A 14,473-nucleotide genomic window follows, 5' to 3' on the forward strand; every position below is an offset into this window, starting at 1 on the left:
GAGCGAGCCTGCTCGCGATGAGGTCGCTAAAGATTCAGAGCGTCTTGTTCGAAGCCGGATTGATCATCCGCGCCAACCCAAGGTTCTTCAGCGCCAGTTGCAAGGAGCTGTGGATCACCTGCGGATTATCGATCGTCATCACTTCGGCCAGCAGTTCCTGGGCCTTGCTGAGGTTGATCTGACGCAGCATCCATTTCACTTTCGGCAGGTTGGTGGCGTTCATCGACAGGCTGTCAAAGCCCATCGCCATCAGCAGCACCGCCGCCGCCGGGTCCCCGGCCATTTCACCGCAGATGCTCACTGGCTTGCCTTCGGCATGGGCGTCGCGGACCACATTCTGCAGGGCTTGCAGCACCGCTGGGTGCAGATAGTCGTACAGGTCGGCGACCCGCGGGTTGTTGCGGTCCACGGCCAGCAAATACTGGGTCAGGTCGTTGGAGCCGACCGACAGGAAGTCAACCTGGCGCGCCAGTTCCTTGGTCTGGTACACCGCCGCCGGAATCTCGATCATCACCCCCACCGGCGGCATCGGCACGTCGGTGCCTTCATCGCGCACTTCGCCCCACGCCCGGTGGATCAGGTGCAAGGCTTCTTCCAGCTCATGGGTGCCGGAAATCATCGGCAACAGGATGCGCAGGTTGTTCAGACCCTCGCTGGCCTTGAGCATGGCGCGGGCCTGGACCAGGAAGATTTCCGGATGGTCGAGCGTCACGCGTATCCCGCGCCAGCCAAGGAAGGGGTTGTCTTCCTTGATGGGGAAGTAGGACAGGGATTTGTCCCCGCCGATGTCCAGGCTGCGCATGGTCACCGGTTGCGGATGGAAAGCGGCCAACTGTTCGCGATAGATCGCCAGCTGTTCCTTTTCGCTGGGGAAGCGCTGGTTGATCATGAAGGGCACTTCGGTGCGGTACAGGCCCACACCCTCGGCGCCGCGTTTCTGCGCCCGGGCCACGTCGGCCAGCAGGCCGGTGTTGACCCACAGCGGCATGCGGTGGCCGTCGAGCGTCACGCAAGGCAGGTCCCGCAGCGCATCCAGGCCCAGGGACAGTTGCTTTTCTTCCTCCACCACATCGGCAAACTGCTTGCGCAGCAATTCGGTGGGGTTGGTGTAGACCTCGCCGTGGTAGCCATCGACGATCATCTGGATGCCGTCGACCTTTGAATACGGCAGGTCCACCACGCCCATGACCGTCGGAATGCCCATGGCGCGGGCCAGGATCGCGACGTGGGAGTTGCCCGAACCCAATACCGAGACCAGCCCCGCGAGCTTGCCTTCAGGCACCTCGCCGAGCATGGCCGGGGTCAGTTCTTCGCTGATCAGGATGGTGTTATCGGGATAGACCAGGGTCTGCTGGCGTTCCTGTTGCAAGTAGGCCAGCAGCCGGCGGCCGAGGTCCTTGACGTCGGAGGCACGCTCGCGCAGGTAGGCGTCGTCCATCAGTTCGAAACGGTTGACGTGGTCGGTCACCACCTGGCGCAACGCACCCTGGGCCCACTGGCCGGTCTTGATGACTGTGGTGACCTCGCTGCCCAGGGAGGCGTCGTCGAGCATCATCAGGTAAACGTCGAACAGCGCGCGCTCTTCGGGGCGCAGTTGCGTCGCCAGTTTCGCCGACAGGGCGCGCATGTCGGCCCGCACGCCCTCGATGGCTGTCTTGAACAGGCCCAGTTCGGCGGGGATGTCGACGATGGTCTTGTCCGGCACTACGTCGAGGTCGGCGGGCGGCAACATGACCACCGCTGTACCCACTGCCGCGCCGGGTGAGCCTGGCACGCCGACGAACTTGGCTTCCTGGATGCCCTTGCCCTGGCGGCCCAGGCCGCTGATCGACCCGGTGGCTTCGGCGTGGGCGATAACCCCGGCCAATTGCGCGCTCATGGTCACGAGGAAGGCTTCTTCACCTTCGTCGAACTGGCGACGCTCCTTCTGCTGGATGACCAACACGCCGACGACACGGCGGTGGTGGATGATCGGCGCGCCGAGGAACGAGGCGTAGCGTTCTTCGCCGGTCTCGGCAAAATAACGATAGCGCGGGTGATCCGCGGCATTTTCGAGGTTCAGCGGTTCTTCGCGCGTGCCGACCAGGCCGACCAGACCTTCATTGGGCGCCATGCTGACCTTGCCGATCGAGCGCTTGTTCAAGCCCTCGGTGGCCATCAGCACAAAACGGTTGGTCTCGGGGTCCAGCAGATAGACCGAGCAGACTTGGCTGCCCATGGCCTCTTTGACGCGCAATACAATAATCCCCAACGCCGCCTTGAGATCCTTGGCGGAGTTAACTTCCTGGACGATCTTGCGCAGCGTATTGAGCATGGCTCGGGGTCGAACTCCGTCGTCAGTCGCGCGTCAGCAGGCGCGGGGCAAGCTCTTTGAGGGCGCGTCGGTATACCTCGCGCTTGAATGTCACCACCTGGCCCAACGGATACCAATAGCTGACCCAGCGCCAGCCATCGAACTCCGGTTTACCGGTCAAATCCATCCGCACCCGCTGCTCGTTGGAGATCAGGCGCAGGAGAAACCATTTCTGCTTCTGGCCGATGCACAGCGGTTGGCTATGCGTTCTGACCAGGCGTTGCGGCAAACGATAGCGCAACCAGCCCCGGGTGCAGGCGAGTATTTCGACATCTTCTCGCTCAAGCCCCACTTCTTCGTTCAACTCGCGGTACAAGGCCTCTTCGGGCGTCTCCTGAGGGTTGATCCCACCCTGGGGAAACTGCCAGGCGTCTTGATTGATACGGCGAGCCCATAGCACCTGCCCTGCATCATTCGTAAGAATGATCCCCACATTGGGTCGGAAACCATCGGGATCGATCACGGCAACAACCTCGCAAACGCATGTCGCCGCATTGTTCCACAAAGGTTGTGAAAGCAGCAACGAGCCTTCCTACCTTATGTGCACTCTTGTGAAAAGTCCGTATTCTGGACGCCTTTCTTCAGATTCTTCAGCGAGTAACTGCAATGCGGCTGGCTTTATTCGACTTGGACAACACCTTGCTGGGCGGCGACAGTGACCACGCCTGGGGCGATTACCTGTGTGAGCGCGGTTTCCTCGACGCCGTTACGTACAAGGCGCGCAATGACGAGTTCTATCAGGATTACCTGGCCGGCAAGCTCGACAACGCCGAGTACCTGAATTTTTGCCTGGAAATCCTTGGCCGCACGGAGATGGAGGTGCTGGCACAGTGGCATCTGGACTACATGCGCGACTGCATCGAACCGATTGTGTTGCCCCAGGCGATCGAGCTGTTGAGTAAACACCGTGAGGCCGGTGACAAGCTGGTGATCATCACCGCTACCAATCGCTTCGTCACCGCACCGATCGCCGAGCGCTTGGGAGTCGAGACCCTGATCGCCACCGAGTGCGAAATGATCGACGGGCGCTACAGCGGGCGCAGTACCGACATTCCGTGTTTTCGTGAGGGCAAGGTGATGCGGCTCAATCGTTGGCTGGAGGAGACCGGCCATTCGCTGGACGGCAGTTACTTCTACAGTGACTCGATGAATGACCTGTCGCTGCTGGAAGTGGTGACCCATCCGGTGGCCGTGGATCCAGACCCGAACCTCAGGGCCGAAGCCCAGAAGCGGGGTTGGCCGGTGATTTCGTTGCGCGGCTGATATCTTCATCGCGAGCAGGCTCGCTCCCACACTGGATGTGCATCGTTCACAAACCCCTGTGGGAGCGAGCCTGCTCGCGATAGGGTCGACGCGGTCTAACGCCTTAAACCGGCTTGGCCCCCATCAACCCCGCAATGGCGATAAAGCAGACAAAACTGAACAGCGCCAAGGCAAACGTAAACTTCCCAGCGCCCGCCGCCGGCAGCTTGCGCAGTTTGTTCAACCGTACCAACAGCCAGAACCCCGCCAGCGCCGCCACGGTGTAGAGCACACTGGAAGCCAGCAACCAGGTCTGCCCCAGTGGCCAGCCGATCTGATGCACCATCCACCACCCCGTGAATGGCAAGCTCACCAGCGCCAGGGCCATCACCAGCCAGACAAACACCCGCGGGCGTTGCAATGTGCGCGCGGCCGCCGTGGCATCGCCGTTGCGGCGCGTCCTCCAGACCCAGATGGCCAGCCCCAAGGCGCCCGCCAAGAGCAATACTGTGGCGACGACATGGGCGATCTTCAGCGCGGTTAACGTTTCCATCGTTGGATTTCCTTGAGTCTTGCCGGGCAGTCTAGCTCTGCTTTAGCCCAGGAACAGCTGATACGCCGGGTTATCGCTTTCATCCCAGTACGGATAGCCGATTTCTTCCAGGGCTGCCGGTACCAGATGACGTTCATCGTGCGGTACCTGCAGGCCCGCAACCACACGACCATCCGCCGCACCATGGTTGCGGTAGTGGAACATCGAGATATTCCAGCGTCCGCCCAGCTTGTTGAGGAAGTTGAACAGCGCCCCCGGACGTTCCGGGAATTCGAAGCGCAGCACGACCTCGTCGATGACGTGGGCCGCATGCCCGCCCACCATGTGGCGAATGTGCAGTTTGGCCAGTTCGTTGTCGGTCAGGTCCACCACCGGGAAGCCTTGCTCGGTCAGGCTGGCGATCAGCGCGCTGCGCGGGTCGTTTTCCGGGTGCGTCTGCACGCCCACGAAGATGTGCGCTTCGCTGCCCGTGTTGTAGCGATAGTTGAATTCGGTGATCTGGCGCTTGCCGACGGCTTCGCAGAAGGCCTTGAAGCTGCCTGGCTTCTCGGGAATGGTCACTGCGATGATCGCCTCGCGGCCTTCGCCCAGCTCGGCACGCTCGGCCACGTGACGCAGACGGTCGAAATTGACGTTGGCGCCGGAGTCGATGGCCACCAGGGTCTGCCCGCTGACGCCGCGCGATTCCACATACTTCTTGATCCCGGCCACGCCCAAGGCGCCGGCAGGTTCGGTGATCGAGCGGGTATCGTCGTAGATATCCTTGATGGCCGCACAGATCTCGTCGGTACTGACGGTGATGACTTCATCCACGTAGTGCTTGCAGATGTCGAACGTGTGCTGGCCGATCTGAGCCACGGCAACGCCGTCGGCAAAGAGCCCCACGGTCGGCAGCACCACCCGCTCGCCAGCGGCCAGGGCGGCTTGCAGGCAATTGGAATCGTCCGGCTCGACGCCGATCACCTTGATGTCAGGCCGCAGGTATTTCACATAGGCCGCGATCCCGGCAATCAGCCCGCCGCCGCCCACCGGGACGAAAATCGCATCCATACGCCCCGGATGTTGGCGCAGGATCTCCATCGCCACCGTGCCCTGCCCGGCAATGGTGTGGGGATCGTCATAGGGGTGAATGTAGACGTAGCCCTTTTCGTCGACCAGTTTCAGCGAATAGGCCAGGGCTTCGGGGAACGAATCACCGTGCAACACCACTTTGCCGCCTCGGGAACGTACGCCTTCGACTTTGATTTCCGGAGTGGTCTTGGGCATCACGATGGTGGCTTTGACGCCCAGCACCTTGGCCGCCAGGGCCAGGCCCTGGGCGTGGTTGCCCGCCGAAGCCGTGACCACGCCGCGTGCGCGCTCTTCGTCGCTGAGCTGGGTCAGCTTGTTGTAGGCGCCGCGAATCTTGAACGAGAACACCGGCTGCAAGTCTTCGCGCTTGAGCCAGATGTTGTTGCCCAGCCGCTCGGAGAGCTGGCGGGCAGTCTGCAATGGGGTTTCCACGGCAACGTCGTAAACGCGCGAGGTGAGGATCTTTTTGACGTACTGTTCAAGCATCGGAAAGCATCACTGAGCGGGTTGGGCAGGGCCAAGGAGTCTAACCCGGCTTTTGGCTGGGCGACCACACGAATCCCAAGGTTTTGTTGGGTTATACTCGCGTCCCTCTTTACTCCCCGTCCGCTTTCGGAGCCCGCATGACCCAGGATCAACTCAAACAGGCCGTGGCCCAGGCCGCTGTCGACCTCATCCTCCCGAAACTGGATGACAAGAGCATCGTTGGGGTCGGCACCGGCTCGACGGCCAATTGCTTCATCGACGCACTGGCGCAGCACAAAGGTGCGTTCGACGGCGCGGTCGCCAGCTCCGAAGCCACCGCCGCGCGCCTGAAGGGCCACGGGATTCCGGTCTATGAGCTCAATACCGTGAGCGACCTGGAGTTCTATATCGACGGCGCCGATGAAAGCGACGCGCACCTGAACCTGATCAAGGGCGGCGGCGCGGCCCTGACCCGCGAGAAGATTGTCGCGGCCGTGGCCAAGACCTTCATCTGCATCGCCGACGCCAGCAAACTGGTGCCAGTCCTCGGCGCGTTCCCGCTGCCGGTGGAAGTCATTCCGATGGCCCGCAGCCATGTGGCCCGCCAACTGGTGAAACTGGGCGGTGACCCGGTGTACCGCGAAGGCGTGCTGACCGATAACGGCAACATCATCCTGGATGTCCATAACCTGCAGATCACCAACCCGGTGGAACTGGAAAGCCAGATCAACGCCATCGTCGGTGTGGTCACCAATGGCTTGTTCGCGGCTCGCCCGGCGGATGTGTTGTTGCTGGGGACGCCTGAAGGGGTGAAGACCCTGCGGGCTGAGTAAGCCGGCCAGATAACCTGCTCTTTCAGTGATTCAGCCCCTGTGGGAGCGAGCCTGCTCGCGATAGCGGTCTACCCGACACATCCATGTTGGCTGACGCACCGCCATCGCGAGCAGGCTCGCTCCCACATCAGGTTTTTTGGGGATCAAGGCTGCGGTTTCTTGAAGACGTAGAACAGGTTCGGTTCGCTCACCACATACAAGTTGCCATCATCGTCCATGGCAACGCCCTCGGCCTGAGGGACGGTTTTTTGCAGCCCTTGACGGCCCTTGCTCAACGACAGCGTGCTCAACGGCCGGCCGTCGATGTCCAGCTCGATAATCAATCGCGACTCATCGGACAGCGCCAGTAAATGGCCGCTGCGCTCGTCGTATTGCAGGCTAGAAAGATCGCGTACGAACAGTCCGGCATCGCGCTTGGGGTTGTTGATTACATGGACAGCGTAGGATTTGTCCGGTTTGTGATGGGGAAAGCCCCGCACTTCATAAATCAGCATCGGATCGCGCTCCTTGGCCACGAACAACCGTTTGCCCACTGAGTCGTAGGCCAACCCTTCAAACCCTTTGTTACCGTTCAGGTGCAGGCCAAGCGTCATTTGCTCTGCGTCGGCGGCGTCGAGGAATTGGGTATCGTCGTCCAAGTGAATCTTGATCAGCCGCTGCTGACGCTCGTCGGTGATGACGTAAATGTCCTCGCTGATGAACTCCACCGCCTCCGGGTCGCCGAAGCCAATCAGGGCGATGCGCCTAAGAATCTTGCCGTCCAATGACAGCTCGATCAGTTCGGCATTCTTGTTGGTAACGGTAAAGAGGCTCTTGCGGATCGGATCGTACGTCAGCGCCGAAACGTCATTGTCCAGGCCTTCAATCACCCGCGCCTCGACCGTCACCCGATAGTGGTCCAGGGCAATGGCCTGTTCGCTGGGGGGCTGCCAGAGAGTGTTGAAGTTGAACCAGGCGCGCTCGAACAGGCGCAGGTATTGAGCTGCTGCGATCAAAGCGATCAGTACGATCATGATCAGCAGCAGGATCAAGGGCTTCGGGCGGGCAAGTCGACGCATGTGGGTGGGCTCGGATGAGAACAGGTGGTTGGAAATACCACGGCTGCCTGAACTGAAGCTTAATGGCCGGATGCCACACCCTACGGCGAAGGATGAATTACCTTACAGAGTTGCGCTATCAGCGTTGTTTTTCGAAACGATAGAACAGGTTCGGCTCGCTGACCATGTACAGGTTGCCGGACTCATCGAGGGCTACGCCTTCTGCGCGGGGGATCGTATCTTTGATGCCGTTGAAACCGCCCAGCAAGGTCATGAAGCTGACCTGTTCCCCTGCATCGTCCAGCTCCAGCAACAGATGGGAGTCGGCCGACAGCAGCAGCGAGTGCCCCGTGCGAGGATCGATCGCCAGCGCCGACAGGTTGCGCAGGTCCAGCTCGTCGCTGGAATGGATCTGTTTGTCGCCCTTGAGCAGTTGGCTGCCGTCGCTTTTCCAGGTGAACAACGCTGGCGGACGCTCTTCACCCAAGGCCAATTGCTGGTTGCGTGGATCCCAGGCGACGCCTTCGAAGCCCTTGTTCTGGTTCTTGGACGGGCCGAGATCGTAGTGGGGGAAATCCGTGCTGTTCAGTTCGCGAGTATCGGCATCGACCTGGATGATCGACAGCGTGTGTTTTCGTTCATCGGTAATAGCCATCAGGCCATTCTCCATGTAGGCCACGCCTTCAGGATTGCTCCAGCCCACCAACGGCATTTTGCGCAGCACGTCACCCTGCAGGGTGAGTTCCACCAGAAACGGATGCTTACCCATGATCGCGAACAGGGTTTTGGTCTGTGGGTTATAGGTCAGGTCGGACGCTTCATCCTCTTCCATTCCTGGCAGGACCTTGGCATCAATCACCGCGTGGTAGTCCGGCAGCCAGATGCTTTCCTGGCGCTGGGCGGGGCTCTCGAGACGTTCCGATGCCCACAGCAGGCCCCGGTCATCCCAGTGCATGGCATACGCCAGCCAGTAAAAGGCCCCGGCTGCTAACAGCGACCAGGCATACCAGGGCAGCGAGAAGCGAGCGCGGCGGACGGGGCTGGAGGAGGGCCGAGCTAGAGGAGTGGCCATCAGGGGATGTGTTCCAGGTATTCGGGTTAGGAAAATGAATGGCTCAGACGCCGTATTCCCTGGAATTATCCGGATGGCATGTGAAAAAAATGGTAAATGGCGAGAGCCGTCCATCCATGTGGACACGAGCCGGCTCGCGCCCACGCGGGACAGCGCCTTGCGGTTAACGAACGCTGCTTTCGAAACGGCTCGCGCCTGGCAATTCCAGTACCAGTTCATCCCCGACGTTCAACGGTCCTACGCCCGCCGGAGTGCCAGTGAGGATTACGTCGCCGGCCTGCAATGAGAAGCAGCCAGCCATGTATTGGATCATCGGCACGATGGGGTTGAGCATCAGGCTGCTGTTGCCGTCCTGGCGCACTTCACCGTTGATGGTCAGGCGAACCGGGATGTCGGTCAGGTCGGCAAAGGTGCCGCTGGACACGAAAGGTGCCAGCACCGCCGCACCGTCGAAGGATTTGGCGACTTCCCAGGGCAAGCCCTTGGCCTTGAGCTCGGCTTGCTTGTCCCGCAGGGTCAGATCCAGGGCCGGGGCGAAGCCGGAGATGGCATCCAGCACTTCCTCGGCACTGGGCCGGGTCGACAGTGGCTTGCCGATCAGCACGGCAATTTCAGCTTCGTAGTGCACCGCACCACGGTCGGCGGGGATGCTGAAACCGCCTTCCAGCGGCACCGCGCAGCTGCCGGGCTTGATGAACAGCAGGGGTTCGGTAGGTACCGGGTTATCCAGTTCCTTGGCGTGTTCGGCGTAGTTGCGGCCAATGCACACGATTTTTCCCACCGGGAAATGAATACGGGTACCGTCGACATACTGGTGCTGATAGCTCATTACCGACTCCTGCTTCTGGGATTCATCAGGTATTTTTTGCATTAAACCGCGAAAATCTTGCCCGGGTTCATGATGCCGTTCGGGTCGAACACTGCCTTGACGGCCTTCATGTATTCAATTTCTACCGGCGAGCGACTGTAGGTCAGGTAATCGCGTTTGGTCATGCCTACGCCGTGTTCGGCGGAGATCGAGCCGTTGTATTTCTCGACGGTTTCAAAGACCCATTTGTTCACGGTCGCGCACTTGGCGAAGAATTCGTCCTTGCTCAGGTTCTCTGGCTTGAGGATGTTCAAGTGCAAGTTGCCGTCGCCGATGTGGCCAAACCAGACGATCTCGAAATCCGGGTAATGTTGGCCGACGATAGTGTCGATGTCGCGCAAGAAGCCCGGGACTTTCGAAACGGTGACCGAGATGTCGTTCTTGTACGGTGTCCAGTGGGAGATGGTTTCCGAGATGTACTCGCGCAACTTCCACAGGTTTTGCAGTTGGGTTTCGCTTTGGCTCATCACCCCATCGAGCACCCAGCCCTGTTCGACACAGTGTTCGAACGTTTCCAGGGCGTGGTTGGCGACTTCTTCGGTGGTGGCTTCGAACTCCAGCAGGGCGTAGAAGGGGCACTCGGTTTCGAATGGCGCCGGTACGTCGCCCCGATCCAGGACCTTGGCCAGGGCCTTGTCGGAGAAGAATTCGAACGCCGTCAGGTCCAGCTTGCCCTGGAAGGCATGCAGTACGGGCATGATCGAATCAAAATCGGCGGTGCCCAGGACCATGGCGGTGAGGTTCTTCGGAGCCCGGTCCAGGCGCATGGTGGCTTCGACCACGAACCCGAGGGTGCCTTCGGCGCCGATGAACAACTGCCGCAGATCGTAGCCAGTGGCGTTCTTGATCAGGTCCTTGTTCAGTTCCAGCAGGTCACCTTTACCGGTGACGACTTTCATGCCGGCTACCCAGTTGCGGGTCATGCCATAACGAATGACCTTGATTCCGCCGGCATTGGTGCCGATGTTGCCGCCAATCTGACTGGAACCGGCCGAGGCGAAGTCCACTGGGTAGTACAGACCGTGCTCTTCAGCCTTGTTCTGCAGTTGTTCAGTGACCACACCTGGCTGGCAGACGGCTGTGCGATCGGTGAGGTTCACGTCGAGAATCTGGTTCATGTAGTCGAATGACACGACCACTTCGCCGTTGGCCGCCACGGCCGCGGCGGAAAGCCCGGTACGCCCGCCCGATGGCACCAGCGCGACCTTGTGCTCATTGGCCCAGCGCACAATGGCCTGAACCTGTTCGGTGGTCTTGGGGAAGACGATGGCGCTCGGCGCCGGGGCGAAGTGCTTGGTCCAATCCTTGCCATAAGCGTTCAGGGAGTCGGCATCGGTCAAGACTTTGCCAGGCTCAACCAGGGTCTTCAGCTCATCTATCACGGCAGGATTGGTCATCGACAGAACTCTCGAACAATTCATGGTCATCCTGAGAACGCTTCACGTCGCAGGAATGAGTGTTTAGCGGGGTGCGTATGCTAGCATACCGACCCCGCAGCGTAGTGCCCATTGGCTGTTCTGCGGCGACGGCTGTCATGCCGGTCGGACCAGCATGCGCTGTCCGATTCCCTGCCATTTTTCTCCGGGACACAGGTTTACGCAGATGAGCAAGACTTCTCTCGATAAGAGCAAGATCAAGTTCCTTCTTCTCGAAGGCGTCCACCAATCGGCTGTCGACGTCCTCAAGTCGGCGGGCTACACCAGCATCGAGTACATCACCAGTTCTCTGCCGGAAGCCCAGCTCAAGGAAAAGATCGCCGATGCTCACTTCATCGGTATTCGCTCCCGTACCCAATTGACCGAAGAGATCTTCGACCACGCCAAGAAACTGGTGGCGGTCGGCTGCTTCTGCATCGGCACCAATCAGGTGGACCTCAATGCGGCGCGCGAGCGCGGTATCGCGGTGTTCAACGCGCCATACTCCAACACCCGTTCCGTTGCTGAACTGGTGCTGGCCGAAGCGATCCTGCTGCTGCGCGGCATTCCCGAGAAGAACGCTTCCTGCCACCGTGGCGGCTGGATCAAGAGCGCGGCCAACTCCTTCGAAATCCGTGGCAAGAAGCTGGGTATCGTCGGTTACGGCTCGATCGGCACGCAGTTGTCGGTGCTGGCTGAAGGCCTTGGCATGCAGGTGTTTTTCTACGACACCGTGACCAAGTTGCCGCTGGGCAATGCCACCCAGGTCAACGACCTGCACGAGCTGTTGGGCATGTCCGACATCGTGACGCTGCACGTTCCGGAAACCGCCGCCACCCAGTGGATGATCGGCGAGAAGGAAATCCGTGCCATCAAGAAAGGCGGGATCCTGATCAACGCCGCTCGTGGCACCGTGGTCAAGCTCGACGCCCTGGCCGAAGCGATCAAGGACAAACACCTGATCGGCGCCGCCATCGACGTATTCCCGGTGGAGCCGCGCTCCAATGACGATATCTTCGAAAGCCCGCTGCGCGGCCTGGACAACGTGATCCTGACCCCGCACATCGGCGGTTCTACTGCCGAAGCCCAGGCCAACATCGGCCTGGAAGTGGCGGAAAAGCTGGTCAAGTACAGCGACAACGGTACTTCGGTATCGTCCGTGAACTTCCCGGAAGTGGCCCTGCCGGCTCACCCTGGCAAGCACCGCCTGTTGCACATCCACGAGAACATCCCGGGTGTGATGAGCGAGATCAACAAGGTCTTCGCCGAAAACGGCATCAACATTTCCGGTCAGTTCCTGCAGACCAACGAGAAAGTCGGCTACGTCGTGATCGACGTCGATGCCGAATACTCCGATCTGGCGCAAGAGAAACTGCAGCACATCAACGGCACTATTCGTAGCCGGGTGTTGTTCTAAGCAGACCTGGCGTGCAACAAAAAAACGGGAGCCTCGCAGGGGGCTCCCGTTTTTTTCTGTCGAACACATAACCTGTGGGAGGGTTTTGTGTTGTGTCGACCTGTGCCGGTTTATTTCACGTTTACCGTGATCTTCTCGGACACGATCGTCGGATCGAACGGCATATGGCCGCTGTCGCCCAGGATCAGCTGCAAGGTGTGCTTGCCCGGTGCCAGTTTGATCGTAGCCTCGGTTTGCGCCTTGCCGAAATGCATGTGGTTGGCATCGGTGGGAATCGGCGCGCCTGCGGCAGGCAGTTTGTCGACATCAATCAGCAAATGATGGTGCCCGGTATTTTTGGTTACATCACCCGCCGGGGCCAGCGCGATGTTCTTGACGCCGAACTTGACCTTGAACTCCTGGCCAACGGTGGCACCGTCTTCCGGGGAAACGATGAATACCTCTGCACCCTGGGGAGCAGGGGTTGCGGCGGATGCCAGCATCGAAGCTCCCAGCAACAGGCCGGCCAAGGCGGCACGTGACATAAAGCTTTTCATTTTTTTCTCCAGTTTTTCCATGAAATCCGCGTGGTCATGACAACTTCATGACCATTCGTTGTCGAAGCCTGCAACAACCATAGCAAAGCGAACCTGAAACGAGCGTCGCTTGTAACAATACAAAGGAGTGACCATGCGTTTTCTGCCTGGGCTGATCTGCCTGCTACCCCTCTTGAGCCCTCTGGCCCATGCCGAACTGATCGACGACATCAACGACCGTGGCGAATTGCGCATCGCTCTGGAAGCCAACACCAGCCCTTTCAACTTCAAGGAAGACGGCAAGCTCACCGGCTTCGAAGTGGAACTGGGTCAGATGCTGGCCGGCGAGCTCGATGTTCGCGCCGACTTTGTGGTCACCGATGCCAGCGATCTGCTGGCCGGCGTGGAAAGTGGCAAGTACGACGTTGCCATCAACCACATAGCAATGACCCCGGAACTGGCCGAACGTTTCGACACAAGCACCGCTTATAGCCAACCGGATGCGCAACTGTTGGCGCGCAAGGACGACTCGCAACGCCCGATGGTCATGGCACAGTCGTTCCAGCCGGAAGAAAAGAGCGGCCCGCCGCCGAGCCTGGTGATTCCGTTCCAGAAGGGCAATCCGGCGTTCAAGGCCAGCCTGGACAACGCTTTGGCGCGTATCAAGGACGACGGGCGGCTTGAGCAGTTGTCACAGAAGTGGTTGGTCAAGCAGGAGTAACAATGGGGCGGTGGGCGACGGCGGTGTGTCAGTCGCATCAATGTTGCTGATCCGCCGTCATCGCGAGCAGGCTCGCTCCCACATTTGGATCATTGATGGTTCGCCATTTATGTTCGCAGTTGACCCGTGTGGGAGCGAGCTTGCTCGCGATGGCGCCCTCAAATCCTAAGCAGGTCTACGCCAGACACTCGCCAACCAAGGCTGCTGCTCTCGCGGCAGCCCAGCCGGTCGGTAGTAATGCTCAAGCTCTACAAAGCCCGCTTCTGTGAGCAAGGTGCGCCAGGCCGCAAGGTCGTGGTAGGCGCCGAAGCGCTGGCCGTTCCAGCCTTCCTGGTTTTCGCCCCGGGGGTTGGAACTGAACAGCACGCCGCCGGGCTTGAGGGTGGCGTGCAATTGCTTGAGCACCCGTGGCAGTTCCTGGACGGGGACATGAAACAGCACCGCGTTGGCGAAAATCCCGTCAAAGCGTTCGACCGGCAGGTCGAGTTCCAGGAAGTCCTGCTGCCACACCTCACAACCGCTGTCCTGGCGCGCCATTCGGGCAAATTCCTCCGAGCCGTCGAGGCCGACCGCGACATGGCCCATGGCCGTGAATGTGCGCAGGTCGCGCCCCGGGCCGCAGCCGAAATCCAGGATGTGCAGCGGTGCCTGGCCCTGGATATGGCGCAGCAGGGCGTCGATGTTCTGGCTGACATCGTGGTCGCGGGTGCCGTCGCGAAAGCTCTCTGCCACGGCGTTGTAATGGCCCAGGGTCGTGGCGGTGATGGCGTGCAGGTCGTCGGTGGTGTGTTTCATGGGTGTGGGTTTGGGTGAGGAGTGTCAGCCGACTATACCGCAAGCCCGCTGATCTGCCTGTGGGAGCAAAGCTTGCTCGCGACTGCAGTCGTCCAGTTGGTATCCATGTTGGATGG

General features: G+C 60.2%; 14 protein-coding genes. 4 read left to right on the top strand and 10 right to left on the bottom strand.

Annotated elements, in window-relative coordinates; genetic code table 11:
* Window positions 1-34 precede the first annotated feature (34 nt).
* The gene (gene ptsP / locus HQ912_RS02270; protein WP_047226814.1) at window positions 35-2,314 is read right to left on the bottom strand and encodes a phosphoenolpyruvate--protein phosphotransferase; all 2,280 of its coding nucleotides are present in this window, start codon (window positions 2,312-2,314) and stop codon (window positions 35-37) included.
* A 22-nt stretch (window positions 2,315-2,336) separates the two neighbouring features.
* Window positions 2,337-2,816 (bottom strand): RNA pyrophosphohydrolase, encoded by a 480-nt coding sequence (locus HQ912_RS02275; protein WP_003186867.1) that lies wholly within the window; start codon window positions 2,814-2,816, stop codon window positions 2,337-2,339.
* 143 nt (window positions 2,817-2,959) lie between these two features.
* Between HQ912_RS02275 and HQ912_RS02280 the strand changes: the two genes are divergently transcribed.
* Window positions 2,960-3,616: an HAD family hydrolase gene (locus HQ912_RS02280; RefSeq protein WP_076383262.1), complete on the top strand. Its 657-nt coding sequence runs from the start codon at window positions 2,960-2,962 to the stop codon at window positions 3,614-3,616.
* 103 nt (window positions 3,617-3,719) lie between these two features.
* On the opposite strand, the gene HQ912_RS02285 is transcribed toward HQ912_RS02280, so the two are convergent.
* A complete protein-coding gene (locus tag HQ912_RS02285; protein ID WP_173406419.1) occupies window positions 3,720-4,148 on the bottom strand; it encodes a DUF2269 family protein in 429 nt (142 codons plus the stop codon).
* Between the two features lie 42 nt (window positions 4,149-4,190).
* Window positions 4,191-5,705, bottom strand: coding sequence for a threonine ammonia-lyase, biosynthetic (gene ilvA, locus HQ912_RS02290; RefSeq protein WP_173406420.1), 1,515 nt, complete (start codon window positions 5,703-5,705; stop codon window positions 4,191-4,193).
* A 137-nt stretch (window positions 5,706-5,842) separates the two neighbouring features.
* Between ilvA and rpiA the strand changes: the two genes are divergently transcribed.
* Complete coding sequence (rpiA, locus tag HQ912_RS02295; protein WP_047226818.1) at window positions 5,843-6,517, top strand: ribose-5-phosphate isomerase RpiA; 675 nt, start codon at window positions 5,843-5,845, stop codon at window positions 6,515-6,517.
* Window positions 6,518-6,660: 143 nt separating this feature from the next.
* Here rpiA and HQ912_RS02300 read toward each other — a convergent pair whose 3' ends face one another.
* The 4 genes from HQ912_RS02300 to HQ912_RS02315 all read right to left on the bottom strand — a co-directional run bounded on the left by HQ912_RS02300 (window position 6,661) and on the right by HQ912_RS02315 (window position 10,891).
* Entirely contained in the window at window positions 6,661-7,575 is a 915-nt protein-coding gene (locus tag HQ912_RS02300) for an SdiA-regulated domain-containing protein (RefSeq protein WP_047226819.1), read from the bottom strand.
* 118 nt (window positions 7,576-7,693) lie between these two features.
* On the bottom strand, window positions 7,694-8,626 hold the full coding sequence (locus HQ912_RS02305) for an SdiA-regulated domain-containing protein (RefSeq protein WP_173406421.1): 933 nt from the start codon (window positions 8,624-8,626) through the stop codon (window positions 7,694-7,696).
* A 163-nt stretch (window positions 8,627-8,789) separates the two neighbouring features.
* The gene (locus tag HQ912_RS02310) at window positions 8,790-9,455 is read right to left on the bottom strand and encodes a fumarylacetoacetate hydrolase family protein (protein WP_047226821.1); all 666 of its coding nucleotides are present in this window, start codon (window positions 9,453-9,455) and stop codon (window positions 8,790-8,792) included.
* Window positions 9,456-9,496: 41 nt separating this feature from the next.
* Window positions 9,497-10,891, bottom strand: coding sequence for an FAD-binding oxidoreductase (locus HQ912_RS02315; RefSeq protein WP_107323098.1), 1,395 nt, complete (start codon window positions 10,889-10,891; stop codon window positions 9,497-9,499).
* Window positions 10,892-11,096: 205 nt separating this feature from the next.
* On the opposite strand from HQ912_RS02315, the gene serA reads away from it, so the two are divergent.
* The gene (gene serA, locus HQ912_RS02320) at window positions 11,097-12,326 is read left to right on the top strand and encodes a phosphoglycerate dehydrogenase (protein ID WP_047226823.1); all 1,230 of its coding nucleotides are present in this window, start codon (window positions 11,097-11,099) and stop codon (window positions 12,324-12,326) included.
* A 110-nt stretch (window positions 12,327-12,436) separates the two neighbouring features.
* Here serA and HQ912_RS02325 read toward each other — a convergent pair whose 3' ends face one another.
* The gene (locus tag HQ912_RS02325) at window positions 12,437-12,862 is read right to left on the bottom strand and encodes a DUF4399 domain-containing protein (protein ID WP_173406422.1); all 426 of its coding nucleotides are present in this window, start codon (window positions 12,860-12,862) and stop codon (window positions 12,437-12,439) included.
* Window positions 12,863-12,995: 133 nt separating this feature from the next.
* Here HQ912_RS02325 and HQ912_RS02330 point away from each other — a divergent pair, with 133 nt between their 5' ends.
* Window positions 12,996-13,562 carry a transporter substrate-binding domain-containing protein gene (locus HQ912_RS02330; RefSeq protein WP_047226824.1) on the top strand — a complete coding sequence of 189 codons (567 nt, stop codon included), beginning with the start codon at window positions 12,996-12,998 and terminating at the stop codon, window positions 13,560-13,562.
* Window positions 13,563-13,727: 165 nt separating this feature from the next.
* On the opposite strand, the gene HQ912_RS02335 is transcribed toward HQ912_RS02330, so the two are convergent.
* Window positions 13,728-14,357, bottom strand: a complete 630-nt coding sequence (locus HQ912_RS02335; RefSeq protein ID WP_047226825.1) for a class I SAM-dependent methyltransferase — start codon at window positions 14,355-14,357, stop codon at window positions 13,728-13,730.
* Window positions 14,358-14,473 lie beyond the last annotated feature (116 nt).

The sequence above is a fragment of the Pseudomonas sp. MPDS genome (genome assembly GCF_013283895.1).
GTDB lineage: Bacteria > Pseudomonadota > Gammaproteobacteria > Pseudomonadales > Pseudomonadaceae > Aquipseudomonas > Aquipseudomonas rhizophila.

Coding starts and splice junctions, on each gene's coding strand:
- HQ912_RS02280 (WP_076383262.1), top strand. CDS start 2,960: ATGCGGCTGGCTTTATTCGACTTGGACAACACCTTGCTGGGCGGCGAC.
- ptsP (WP_047226814.1), bottom strand. CDS start 2,314: ATGCTCAATACGCTGCGCAAGATCGTCCAGGAAGTTAACTCCGCCAAG.
- rpiA (WP_047226818.1), top strand. CDS start 5,843: ATGACCCAGGATCAACTCAAACAGGCCGTGGCCCAGGCCGCTGTCGAC.
- HQ912_RS02300 (WP_047226819.1), bottom strand. CDS start 7,575: ATGCGTCGACTTGCCCGCCCGAAGCCCTTGATCCTGCTGCTGATCATG.
- ilvA (WP_173406420.1), bottom strand. CDS start 5,705: ATGCTTGAACAGTACGTCAAAAAGATCCTCACCTCGCGCGTTTACGAC.
- HQ912_RS02315 (WP_107323098.1), bottom strand. CDS start 10,891: ATGACCAATCCTGCCGTGATAGATGAGCTGAAGACCCTGGTTGAGCCT.
- HQ912_RS02325 (WP_173406422.1), bottom strand. CDS start 12,862: ATGAAAAGCTTTATGTCACGTGCCGCCTTGGCCGGCCTGTTGCTGGGA.
- HQ912_RS02305 (WP_173406421.1), bottom strand. CDS start 8,626: ATGGCCACTCCTCTAGCTCGGCCCTCCTCCAGCCCCGTCCGCCGCGCT.
- serA (WP_047226823.1), top strand. CDS start 11,097: ATGAGCAAGACTTCTCTCGATAAGAGCAAGATCAAGTTCCTTCTTCTC.
- HQ912_RS02330 (WP_047226824.1), top strand. CDS start 12,996: ATGCGTTTTCTGCCTGGGCTGATCTGCCTGCTACCCCTCTTGAGCCCT.
- HQ912_RS02335 (WP_047226825.1), bottom strand. CDS start 14,357: ATGAAACACACCACCGACGACCTGCACGCCATCACCGCCACGACCCTG.
- HQ912_RS02310 (WP_047226821.1), bottom strand. CDS start 9,455: ATGAGCTATCAGCACCAGTATGTCGACGGTACCCGTATTCATTTCCCG.
- HQ912_RS02285 (WP_173406419.1), bottom strand. CDS start 4,148: ATGGAAACGTTAACCGCGCTGAAGATCGCCCATGTCGTCGCCACAGTA.